9 protein-coding genes and 1 pseudogene are annotated in these 12,283 nt (G+C 50.6%); 4 read left to right on the forward strand and 6 right to left on the reverse strand.

Going from position 1 to position 12,283, the window contains the following annotated elements:
- The first annotated feature begins 4 nt into the window (after nucleotides 1-4).
- Together J4614_RS03015 and srfC are read left to right on the forward strand one after the other, a co-directional pair.
- Nucleotides 5-2,986: a virulence factor SrfB gene (locus J4614_RS03015; protein ID WP_000960830.1), complete on the forward strand. Its 2,982-nt coding sequence runs from the start codon at nucleotides 5-7 to the stop codon at nucleotides 2,984-2,986.
- Nucleotides 2,983-5,127, forward strand: coding sequence for a virulence-associated effector SrfC (gene srfC, locus J4614_RS03020; protein ID WP_208293058.1), 2,145 nt, complete (start codon nucleotides 2,983-2,985; stop codon nucleotides 5,125-5,127). Before J4614_RS03015 ends, srfC begins: the two co-directional genes overlap by 4 nt.
- A 44-nt stretch (nucleotides 5,128-5,171) precedes the next feature.
- Here the strand turns inward: srfC and J4614_RS03025 are convergent, their stop codons facing one another.
- On the reverse strand, nucleotides 5,172-5,345 hold the full coding sequence (locus tag J4614_RS03025) for a GhoT/OrtT family toxin (protein ID WP_000171943.1): 174 nt from the start codon (nucleotides 5,343-5,345) through the stop codon (nucleotides 5,172-5,174).
- 198 nt (nucleotides 5,346-5,543) lie between these two features.
- Between J4614_RS03025 and yncL the strand changes: the two genes are divergently transcribed.
- Nucleotides 5,544-5,639, forward strand: a complete 96-nt coding sequence (gene yncL, locus J4614_RS03030) for a stress response membrane protein YncL (protein WP_001103198.1) — start codon at nucleotides 5,544-5,546, stop codon at nucleotides 5,637-5,639.
- Between the two features lie 104 nt (nucleotides 5,640-5,743).
- On the opposite strand, the gene patD is transcribed toward yncL, so the two are convergent.
- The 5 genes and pseudogenes from patD to J4614_RS03055 form a co-directional block, all read right to left on the reverse strand.
- Complete coding sequence (gene patD, locus J4614_RS03035; RefSeq protein WP_000158091.1) at nucleotides 5,744-7,189, reverse strand: aminobutyraldehyde dehydrogenase; 1,446 nt, start codon at nucleotides 7,187-7,189, stop codon at nucleotides 5,744-5,746.
- Nucleotides 7,190-7,303: 114 nt separating this feature from the next.
- Nucleotides 7,304-8,728 carry a GntR family transcriptional regulator YdcR gene (ycdR, locus tag J4614_RS03040; protein WP_000760688.1) on the reverse strand — a complete coding sequence of 475 codons (1,425 nt, stop codon included), beginning with the start codon at nucleotides 8,726-8,728 and terminating at the stop codon, nucleotides 7,304-7,306.
- A gap of 135 nt (nucleotides 8,729-8,863) precedes the next feature.
- Nucleotides 8,864-9,634: a M15 family metallopeptidase gene (locus J4614_RS03045; protein WP_208293059.1), complete on the reverse strand. Its 771-nt coding sequence runs from the start codon at nucleotides 9,632-9,634 to the stop codon at nucleotides 8,864-8,866.
- 260 nt (nucleotides 9,635-9,894) lie between these two features.
- Nucleotides 9,895-10,126, reverse strand: a pseudogene (locus tag J4614_RS03050) (hypothetical protein).
- A 32-nt stretch (nucleotides 10,127-10,158) separates the two neighbouring features.
- A complete protein-coding gene (locus J4614_RS03055; protein ID WP_000747901.1) occupies nucleotides 10,159-10,557 on the reverse strand; it encodes a hypothetical protein in 399 nt (132 codons plus the stop codon).
- A 515-nt stretch (nucleotides 10,558-11,072) separates the two neighbouring features.
- On the opposite strand from J4614_RS03055, the gene sifB reads away from it, so the two are divergent.
- Nucleotides 11,073-12,023 (forward strand): SPI-2 type III secretion system effector SifB, encoded by a 951-nt coding sequence (gene sifB, locus J4614_RS03060; RefSeq protein ID WP_001122937.1) that lies wholly within the window; start codon nucleotides 11,073-11,075, stop codon nucleotides 12,021-12,023.
- The last annotated feature ends 260 nt before the right edge of the window (nucleotides 12,024-12,283 follow it).

Below are 12,283 nucleotides of genomic sequence, written 5' to 3' on the forward strand. Positions count from 1 at the left end.
TTTTATGTTGGTCAATCTGTGTGATTACAAACAGAGCGTCACGCTCATTGCAAACAGCGGCGTCCAGTTTCTTGATTTTGGCTTAACGCCGCAAGAGTCGGCCCACTACGGACGTTTTGTGCGCAAAACGGCAAACGGTCCGCTACTGCGCCTCGATTTTGATCTGACCAGCGGGCGCTACACGTTGCCAGGACGTGCTGGCGGCCAACCCGAAGTCGTGAAACCGGAAAGCACTCAGACGCTGCACTATTCTCTGGATGTACTCGACGGAATCTGGCTCCCCCTGCCGTTCCTGCGTTTTAATCCGCCGCGTACCTTTATTGACGGGCCGGATAACTGGGCGCGCATTCAGGTACGTAAACTCAGCGAGCCAGATAGCGCCGGAAACACACACCGCATCACCCTCGCCTTCGACAGTCAGCTGGCAAAAAATATGCCTGCGGCGTTGGCGCCTTGCGAAAACGATCTGCTCAATGGCACACGTTTTGCGCTCGCCTGGCGCGATGAAGAAGTTGCCGATTTTCTTGACCAGACATGGATTGACGGCTGGCTGCGCGAGTCGTTTCTTCAGTATGCCTCACAGGTGGAAAACCGTTCGGAACAGGCCATACAACAAGCGCTGCGTAGCTTTGAGTATCAGGCGCACTGGTTGAATTTACTGACGCTGTTAGGCGAACAGCTTACGGTGCCGGAAGTAAAGTTTGTGACACATACGTTAAGCACGCCCGCAATCCCGGTCGATCTGATTCTGGATGTCGGCAATACGCATACCTGCGGCGTCTTGATCGAGGATCATGGCGATGCGAATGACGGGTTACGCCAGACGGCAGAGCTTCAGGTGCGTTCTTTAAGCGAGCCGCAGTATCTGAACGATCCTTTATTTACCAGCCGGGTGGAATTCTCGGAAGCGCGCTTTGGCAAGCAACACTTTTCTGTCGAAAGCGGACGAGACGACGCCTTTGTCTGGCCTTCCATTGTGCGTGTGGGCGACGAGGCTCGCGCCCTTGCTATGCAGCGTGTGGGCACCGAAGGCAGCAGCGGCATCTCCAGCCCGCGCCGCTACCTGTGGGATGAAACCCCCGCCTTGCAGGACTGGCGTTTTAGTCAGATCCACGGTAAAACGCAGCGCGAACCGCTTGCCACCGCGTTTCCGCTGATGAATCTGATGAACGACGACGGACAGCCGTTATTCCGCCTGCCGCATGAAGAAAGGCTACCGGTTTTTTCGCCGCAATACAGCCGTAGCACCTTGATGACGCATATGTTGTGCGAAATTCTGGCTCAGGCGCTGGGGCAAATTAACAGCGTCGCCACCCGGCTGCGACTCGGCTTTCCCGCCTCGCCGCGCCAGCTACGCACCCTGATTTTAACGCTGCCTTCCGCTATGCCGAAACAGGAGCGAGAAATTTTCCGCCAGCGAATGTTTGAAGCGCTGGCGCTGGTCTGGAAAGCCATGGGCTGGCATCCGCAGGATGAGGATTTCACCACGCCTAAGCAGCGTGAAAAAAGCGTGGTGCCGGTACCAGAAATACAGATGGAATGGGACGAAGCAAGTTGCGGCCAACTGGTATGGCTTTATAACGAAGCCATTTCGCATTACGCCGGGCGTACCGAATCCTTTTTTAATGCACTCGCCAGACCGGATCGCCAGCCTGAACCCGGCGTCGTCCCCGGGCGCGCATTGCGCGTGGCATCGATTGATATCGGCGGCGGCACGACGGATATGGCGATCGTTCACTATCAGTTAGATGACGGCGTAGGGGCCAATGTAAAAATTACGCCTCACCTCCTGTTTCGCGAAGGTTTTAAAGTCGCCGGGGACGATCTGCTATTGGATATCATTCAGCGTTGCGTACTCCCTTCCCTGCAAACGGCGTTGCAACGGGCAGGCGTTACGGATGCCGCCGCCCTGCTGGCGACCTTATTTGGCGATTCGGGACGAATTGATACTCAGGCCATTTTGCGCCAGCAAACGGCGCTGCAATTATTTATGCCGCTGGGCCATGCGGTACTTTCCGCCTGGGAGCAAAGCGACATTAACGATCCGTTTGCTGGTTTACACGCGACATTTGGCGATCTGCTGATCCGCCGCCCAACAAGCAACGTGATGAACTATATCCAGCAGGCGATCGATCATGCCTTACCGTCTGGTTCGCCGACATTTGATATATTCAATGTGCCGTTGCAAATCCAGTTTAGCCAGCTTCAGGAGGCTCTGCTGGCCGGTCAGTTTACGCTGACAACGCCGCTTCATGCGGTCTGCGAAGCGATCTCCCACTATCACTGCGATATCTTGCTGGTGACGGGGAGACCGACCTGTTTACCCGGCGTACAGGCGCTCATCCGGCACTTACAACCGGTGCCGGTTAATCGCATTGTGTGGATGGATAAGTATCAGGTACATGAATGGTATCCCTTCAGTCAGCAAGGGCGTATCGGCAATCCAAAATCCACTGCTGCGGTGGGCGCGATGTTATGCAGCCTGGCGCTGGACTTACGTCTGCCGCGATTCAATTTTAAAGCGGCTGATATCGGTGCGTATTCGACTGTGCGTTATCTCGGCGTACTGGATAATACCGTTAATACGCTTCGCGATGAAAATATCTGGTATCACGAGATCGATTTGGATAAACCCGGCGCAACGCTGGACGCTCGCCTGCATTTTCCGCTACGCGGCAACGTGACGTTGGGCTTCCGTCAACTGGCGAACAGTCGCTGGCCTGCAACCCCACTCTATTGCCTGAGCATTAACTCCGCCGAACTGGCGAAAACCATCGCTGGCGACGGTGTACTGAATGTGCGACTGAAATTACGCGGCAGTAGCAAAGATAGCGCCCCGGAATCGTTCATATTAAGTGATGCCTGGCTCCAGGACGGGACGCCGGTCGCCGCCGATGCGCTGACATTAAAATTGAATACGCTGGCTGACCGTCGCCACAGCGGCAGCCACTACTGGATAGATAGCGGGAGTGTATACCTGAAATGACAAAACCGTTAAACGCCACCCAGGCTGTTATCGAGTGGGTTAACAACACGCGCCGTTACGCAACGCGGCTGGATGATGAAGCCGACGCTCTGCTGGCGCAACTTACGCTTGCCGCGGCGGATGAGTCAGCGCTCAACGCCGCCTGCGCATCACATGGCTGCGTTGGTCTGTACGGGTATGCGCAATCCGCAAAAGCGCATCTGTTAACGACGCTATGCGGTAACGAGAATGGCAAGCTGGAAATTATCACGCCGGACCGTGACTATGATTATTTCAGCCACATCAATCCGGGTCATGCGCCAGCGAATATGGCTATTCGCTTTACGCGCGACATTTTTTCAAACGAGAACGGCTGGCCGTTGCGCCTGCGCTTGATCAGTGAAGCTGAACTGGTGCAGATCTTTATTGCCTGGACCAGCTCGTCCCCCGTTTGTCGCCAGGTCGAAAAATCCATTATCACATCACGCCTGGAGAAATGGCAATCGCTTCGCCAACCGCAGCCCGTCCCCGGCGTTACCGCTGAAGAGGTCGCGACCATCGCGAGTTTCTGGCGCTCTTGTCTTCCGTCCGCCAGACAACATATTGATGATGCGACATGGCAACACTTTGCCTCGCTCTTGCCTGCGCTGGATCTCACGACACGGGCGCACGCCTGGGCATTACTGTGGGGAGAGCAACCGGAGATCACCCAGCAATGGCTGGCGCTGGCGCATATGTTGCAACAAACCAGCCATGCCGGGGAACTGGCGGCGCCGCTCAGCCTGCTGGTCGATCATTTTGGCTTACCGGCGGAAAACTTCCTGACGCAAATGGCGCTAACCGCCAGCGATACGCAAAGCGATGTGGTGGTGCATCCGGTTAAGGAAGGCCGACTGCTCAATGCGGTCAGCCTTTCGCTTGATTCTCTGGCGCTGCTTACCCGCGAACTGGTGCTAACCGTTGAAAACAGCGTACTGGATAATGTTGATTTACTGGATATTCCGGTCGCGCCAGACAGTCATCCTCATCCGTTATGGCGGGCGAAATTAGGCTGGATGCTGGCCCATTACCGTCAACAGGTACAGCCCGATGTTCTGGTGATTTGCAATGCTCTGGCATCTCGCTCGCAAACGCCCACCGCCGCCCGTCACTTACTGGAGTGGGTTAACGCCACGCAGCCGCAGCATGAATCAGCGTTACCCGGCGTCGTCTGGGCTATTACTCCACAGGATGCCCGTTTTGCCACCCAGCAAAATCTGGATGAAGCCGTCCAGCAGTTGATGGGTAAACCTGGAGTGCATTGGGGAACGTTGCAGGCGCTGGATAAACACAGTATGCAGCGTTTGGTGGAGTGGTTATCGCAGGCGACATCGGCACCACAGCGACAGGCGCGCTTACAGGCGTTACGCGAACAACTGCGAGGCCGCGTGCGCGATCTGTTACCGATGTTTGATGACGCGCAGCTACCGGTTGAAACCGTGATCCGGCGTCTTCAGGCCCAGGCCGCCAGACATGGCGACCTGCTGGCCGGGCTGTTACCGCCGGTACAGAACTTCGAAGCGTTGCTGCGCACCCGACAGTCGCGAGAAGAACAGGTCAGCGGTTTATTTAATGACGCGATCGATCTCTTTGCCGACGAACCAACGCGCGCTTCAGCGTCAGAAGGTCATGAAACAGGCTACCAGGCGCACAAAATGTGGATCAATCATCTGCGCCAGTGGGCCCACTGCCGGGATAATGCGCAGCGTCTGGGGCTGGAACCGCAGATGCTCAACGCCGTGGCGGAGATTTTAATTACCGCCAGCTATCGCCTCGGTTTACCTCAGCAGTTACAGAAAACCATGCAGCGTGAAGAGGTGAGCGGTGCGCAACTCCATGCCATCATTGGTAACTTCATCGCCTGGCTCGGCTACGCAAATATCGAGGAGGCCCAACGCCCGGCCAGCCGCGTTCAGAAAGGCGCAGCCATTTTCGCCGCAACGCCGCGTTCGACAATGTTGCGTCTAACAAAGCTTGACGAACAGCCCGTTCACGCCGCCAGCCGCTATGTCTATGACTGGCTTGTTGCGCTGTATACCCTGGCCAATGAGAACGCAGGATATCGGCATCCGCAGGACGTTACCGACGTAGACAGAGAGCAATTAATTGCCCTGATAGCCTGACCTGGCGGAAAAACCATGCCCGGTAACCTGTATCGGGCTTGAGGTCAGAAAAGCGAAAACAGCAATGCGACGGGGAAACTTATCGGCCATGTCGCGCCAACCAAAAAGGCGCTCAGGAAACGAATTCGTTTTTTGTCATGAGTCAAAAACCAGGTGATCAGGGATGATATCACCGCCATGACGGCGTAAAAAATTAATATCTTTTGAAAGAGGGTCATATCAGGCATCCGCGCCAACCAGAGGAAAAAACGCGCGCAATATGCTCTTTTTATTCGACACACATCAAGGTTTATCAGCCTTAACAGCAAAACGTTCTCAATGCACGGCTCCGCTCACAGAATATCCTGTTTACGTATTATTGCGGATCTCGCCAACCCGTACTATACCCATAGGGGTTATGATGAAAGGTGGCGAAAATGAATGTTTCCAGTAAAACCGTCGTGCTGATTAATGTCTTTGCTGCTGCAGGACTTTTGGGTCTGATCTCGTTGAGATTCGGCTGGTTTGCTTGAGGTGTTCAACCTTTGAGTACTTGCTGCGCATGTTGGCGGGGAGGTCCCCCTTTCCGCCAACACCCGCCTATTTTTTCATGATTTTTCTGAACAGTAAATGATCCTTAATGCTTAACCATGATGTGGCGGACAAGAGTGTAGTCTTCCAGACCATACAATGACATATCTTTGCCGTATCCCGACTGTTTTTGCCCTCCATGCGGCATCTCGCTAACCAACATGAAATGGGTATTAATCCAGGTACAGCCATACTGCAATCTGGCGCTAAGCCGGTGCGCCCGCCCGACGTCCTGAGTCCAGACGGAGGATGCCAGACCATAGCGAGAATCGTTGGCCCACCTCAGAACCTGATCTTCATCATCAAAGACGGTTATACTGACCACCGGGCCGAAGACCTCGCGTTGCACGATGGCATCTTCCTGTTTTGCGTCTGCCAGCAACGTCGGAGCGAAATAGTAACCTTTACCTTCCGTTTGACTTCCGCCAGTAATCACACGGATATGGCTGAGGGCCTTCGCCTCCTCTACAGCCGCTGTGACGCGCTTCAGGTGCGCCAGCGAACTTAACGGCCCCAGCTCTGTCGACTCATCCTCCGGCGCGCCTATTTTCAGGCTGCTCACCGCGTTCCCTAGCTTTTCGACCAGCGCATCATAGATACCGCGCTGCGCGTATATACGGCACGCCGCAGTACAATCCTGTCCGGCATTATAGAAACCAAAAGTCCGGACGCCCTGCGCCACCGCATCCAGATCGGCGTCATCAAAAACAATTACCGGGGCTTTACCACCGAGTTCCATATGCGTACGTTTTATCGCTGGCGCAGTATGGCGCAGAATATGCTCCCCGGTCGCGATAGAACCGGTTAAAGAGACCATGCGTACTTTTTCATGGCCGGTCAATACATCGCCAACAGTTTGCCCTCGTCCGAACAGGACATTGAGCACCCCCGGCGGAAAGATATCCTTCGCCAGCGCGGCAAGTTTAAGCGCCGTCAGCGGCGTGATTTCAGAAGGCTTAATCACCACGCAGTTACCTGCCGCCAGCGCTGGCGCCAGCTTCCAGGCCGCCATCATGAGCGGATAATTCCACGGCGCGATAGAGGCAACCACGCCAATCGGATCCCGGCGGATCATCGACGTATGCCCTTCCAGATATTCGCCCGCCGCCAGCCCACTCAAACAACGGGCCGCGCCGGCAAAAAAGCGAAAGACATCCACGATTGCCGGAATTTCATCATTAATTACGCAGTGCAAAGGCTTACCGCAGTTTTGCGATTCAAGCCGGGCGAACTCAAGGGCGTTTTGCTCGATGCTGTCCGCCAGTTTTAACAGACATTCCGCCCGTGCTTTGGGTGTGGTCTGCCCCCATTCGGCAAACGCGCTATCGGCGGCCAGCACTGCGGCGTCAACCTGCGCGGGCGACGCTTCCGCAATCTCAAGTATGACCTCGCCTGTCGCCGGGTTATAAACAGACTGCCTTTCTCCCTCGCCGTCCACCAGCACGCCATTAATCAGTAATTGATATTGCATAGCATTTTCCCATATCGTCATTAATCGATTTCCGGCGAACGGGCCGCCGCTTTCCTAAAAATAGACGGCGCGCCAGATGCTCACCCGGCACACTCGGGAAATTTAGTCAGGTTGTGAGCTGACACGCATTCCACCTCACACAAGGCTTTTAGCGCTCAGCATCTCGCGAATCAGGCTGCCAAGCTGTTTTACGGCCTGTTCTTCCCGTTCTCCCCAATGCCATGCGGTGTTAAAACGAAAGAAACGCGTCCAGGCGCCGGACGTTGAAAACATTTTCCCCGGCGCGATACTGATAAGGTGTTCAAGCGCTTTGGCGCTAAGTTCACCGGCATCAAGCTGCTCAGGTAGCTCCAGCCAAAGAAAATAACCGCTATCGTTATGGTGAATTTTTACTTCCGCCGGGAGATGGCGCAAAAGGGTTTGCCAGGCTTGCTGTTTACGTTCGGCAAGCTGCCTTCGCAATCGACGCAGATGCGCGTCATATCGACGTGTCGAGAGATAATCCACTAACGCCAATTGCATGGGGGAACTGGTGGATAATGTGCTCATTAACTGCAAACGCTGAATTTGTCTGGCATGGCTTCCTCCCGCAACCCAGCCAATGCGAAAACCGGGAACCAGACATTTGGAAAAAGACGAACAATGCAACACGGTATCGTCGCGATCCCATGCTTTGGCGGGCAGAGGTTTCTCGCGGCCAAAGTAGAGTTCGCTATAAACATCGTCTTCAATTAGCATCACGTTATGGTGCGTGAGTAACGCAACCAGCCGCGCTTTTTTCTCAGCACTCAGCGTGAACCCTAACGGATTCTGGCTGTTGGTCATTAACCAGCACGCTTTCACCGGATATTCCTGTAACGCCTGTTCCAGCGCCATAAGATCGATACCTTCTTTAACATCGGTGGGTATCGACAACGCTTTCAGGCGCAATCGCTCCAGGGCCTGTAGCGCACCGTAGAAACAGGGGTTCTCCACCACCACCCAGTCTCCCGGCGCCGTCACTGCTTGTAAACTAAGATTCAACGCTTCCAGCGCGCCAGCGGTAATGACGATCTCGTCAGGAGAAACGGTAATCCCCTGCTGCGCGTAACGGCGTGCTATTGCATAGCGCAATTCTGCATTACCTGGCGGCAAATTTTCGATGACGCTCATTGCCGTCGCGGTTTTACTGACCTGCGCCAGAGATCGGTTCAATTGCGGCAAGGGAAACAGACGCGGATCGGGAAACGCTGAAGCAAAAGGCACCACTGAGGTATCACGGCTGGCCTGCAGCATCTCAAAAATATAGGTATTGATATCTACGGCTTCATCCCGAATAACGTGCGCTGCCGTCGCGACTGACCGACAAACCGGATGCGGCGCGACATAATAACCGGATTGCGGACGGGCGATAATCCGTCCCTGACTTTCCAGCAACTGGTACGCATGACCGACAGTCATAAAACTCATGCCGCTACTGGCGACCTGCTCCCTCAGCGAGGGTAATCGATCGCCGGGCTGCCAAACGCCAGAGGCGATTTGTTCTCTAATTTGCTCCGCCAGACGTTGATATTTTTTCATTATTCGTTCTCATTGAGCGCTGCTTGCAGGTGGCAACCGCAGTGTATATCAGTTGTTAAAATTAACAACGATTTGCTAACTGTTATGGTGCTTTCCAACAGGCGTAATGATTAGATTTCGCAACAAAACGCCGTTTCAGGGTCTCTGCTTAACGGGAAAGTCAAACCAGGTGTTCGGGTATGGTTCATGAGTAAGGGAGAAGTGCCACCATTCAGTATCCAGTGGCGTAAAGCCCGCATCACGCATCAATGTTTGTAATAACAACCTATTTGCGAGTTGCTGAGCGGTAAGCATGACATTATCGGGATGGGATAACGGACTAAAACAGTCAAAGCCGGTACCAAAATCCAAACTATTATCTGGCGAGCGTTGCGCCGCGGACGCAGTACAATTCACCAGTGGTCGTCCGGGATGGTATATCGGTATTTTACTGTCGAGTGGAACAATTGTTAGATCAAGCGTACTTCCCCGACTGTGGCCGGATCTGGCGGCAAGATAACCTTCCTCAAACAGACGCTTTTTCTCTACTTGCGGATAAAATTCGTTTTTCATTTGGTTTTGAGAAGGATCTTTGGCCCACGCGATAAAGTCGTCCACTGCGCTTTGTGGACGGTAGCAATCATATATTTTCAAGGTAAGTCCGAAGGGACGTAAACGATCGGCGACCTGCTTCACTGCGTTCGCGGCTGGTCGTGTTAACAGGCAAACAGGCGCGTTATAGCCTTTAATTGGGCGACCAATAAAGTTATGGGAAGTGAAGTATCGCATGTCTACCTGTACGTCGGGGGCGACCGTAGTAATATCGACAAAGTCTTTTGGCTGGTGGAGATCAATATGGTTTTCAGCTGACATTGCCTGAATGGAAAACAGGCTGAACAGGAGCAAAGAAGATACGCATTTTACCATATGTTACACCTCGCGAGAGTCACAGGGGTGATTATGTATTTGAGCAGGTACAGATTAGCGGACAGCGCTTAAACAGATGGTTAAAATAAACATCATTCCCCCCTGTAATCTGTGCCTTATTACAAACGGAGAGGTTATATTTTGCTTATATGACCATGACGCCGCCTGTTCTATACCCAAAATAATTCGAGTCGCTTAAAGGCGGCAAGGGAGTGAGTCCCCAGAAGCACAGATAACGATGTGTTTTGACGAAGGCGAGTCTACCTGACCAGAAAGGTTATTTGATAAGCAGTAGTACAGTTGTTGTCGCCTTCCATAACTAAATAAGATTGTTTCGCCAAAGATAAGACCACTATATAGTCAGGAAGGCAATTAGTGAGGAACGCGTCAATTGTCGGCGATAATGCATCTGAAATTACGATTCACCGCAGTTGTTCAAACACATAGAATCCCCTTCGAACCGAGATAATTAGGTCTGCTGGTCATAGTCATTATTCAGTAAGAACGCAGGTTGCAGCGGCGGATCAGGGGCGTGAAGAAAAATCCTGTGCCCCAAACTTTTTGGACAAGCGCTGAACCTGCCGTATACTTTTACTTAACGTACACTCCGCCATAAAAATAAACCCTGCGATGATACCGTAATGCCATAGGCATAACTTAAGGATATGCCATAAATCAAGCGAAGCATGATTTAACTTCTCAGTGATTGCGATAGTCTGTACAAATATTATGGGATGAAATAATAAGACGCCTAACAAAAATATCCCTGCCACGATCATGGCGAGTAACTGAAAAAAAGCCCATCCGATAACGAAACGGTAAAGTAACAGCAATAATAGCCGTCCACATTTTCTTAGCCATTCTGACTGCAAAATGCCCCAGGATGCTGTCTTTTCGTGAATTTCACCATCTGATTTCTTCATTTTGAGCCTCCTCGCAGGTTTTTATAATTTTATCGCCCAACTGGAAATAAATCCGTCAGCTAATCGTTACAACAAATATAATTAAGACAGAAACTAAAGAGTAAGGCATTTATATCATAAGTGCTATCAGTATTGGCCTTCTGCCCTACCGCTAAATATCTCATTGTTGTTAGCCTAATAATACTTTCAGTTTAACTTCTTATAAGAAAATTTCTACACGGTTGAGCAACAATTTACTTTATCTAAAAATAATATAGTGTGTAATTAATCATTACTTATGGTACATGATGATGTGAAAATTAAGAAAACCGTTTTAGTTTCATTCGTTTTACCTGACATACTTCATATCCAGGAGGCGTGGGCATGACTAAAGCTACGGGTCGATTTGAACGTTCAGGACAAAGCAAAAATCAGGTGTTTCACCGATAGGCAAACCGATGGGCAACATGGGATAATATTTTGAATACCACCTATTCCAGTAATGAAGTATTATATAATCACTTGTGGTCTAAATTATGCCAATTACTATCGGGAGAGGGTTTTTAAAGAGTGAGATGTTTTCTCAAAGTGCCATCTCTCAACGCTCCTTCTTTACGTTACTATGGGAAAAGATTAAAGATTTTTTCTGTAGCACGCGAAGATCCGCTGCCGATCAATATATAAAGGAATTATGTGATGTTGCCTCTCCGCCTGACGCGCAACGTTTATTTGATTTATTTTGCAAGTTATATGAATTATCATCACCATCATGCAGAGGAAATTTCCATTTTCAGCACTATAAAGATGCTGAGTATCAATATACAAATCTCTGCATTAAAGATGACGAAGATATTCCGTTATGCATTGTGATACGTCAGGATCACTACTATTATGAGATAATGAATAGAACAGTGCTCTGTGTTGATACTCAGTCTGCCCACCTGAAAAGATATTCTGATATTAATATAAAAGCTAGCACTTATGTTTGTGAACCACTATGTTGCTTGTTCCCTGAGCGGTTACTACTCTCGCTATCCGGCGGTATAACATTTTCCGTTGACCTAAAAAATATAAAAGAGACGCTTATCGACATGGCAGAAAAGGGTAATTTATGTGACTGGAAGGAACAGGAAAGAAAAGCCGCCATCTCCTCCAGGATTAATCTGGGCATCGCCCAGGCAGGTGTACCACCTATTGACGATGCTATTAAAAACAAAATAGCCGCAAAGGTTATTGAGAATACTAACTTAAAGAATGCAACATTTCATGCAAATCATACACAAAGCTCAGTTACTCAACTAGTTTATTCATGTTTGTTTAAGAATGAGATATTAATGAATATGCTTGAGGAAAATTCCTCTCATGACCTGCTATGTTTAAACGACCTTGTTGAATATGTAGCGTTACAAGTTCATAACAGCCTTTTTTCTGAAGATTTATCTTCACTCGTTGAAACAACAAAAAATGAGGCTCATCACCAGCGTTGACCACACCATAAATAGTATGGTTTACAATCCCCTGGCAATACCAAAACCATCTAGTACAATAACTTTAAATATATACTTCCATGGAATAATGGATTTACTATGGAGCGAATTGGCTCGTTATTTTTATAATTGAGATACTGAGTATAAGTATATTTTCTCATACAACTTATCGCACTTATTGACAAACCGTTTTCGCTAATTTGAAGTGTTGAATAATAACTCAAAGAAATTATTGGCATCATAGCCTCACGACGTAACTG

This window comes from Salmonella sp. 32031103-2018-00083-FB-01-SM-01 (assembly GCF_017571995.1).
Classification (GTDB): Bacteria; Pseudomonadota; Gammaproteobacteria; order Enterobacterales; family Enterobacteriaceae; genus Salmonella; species Salmonella enterica.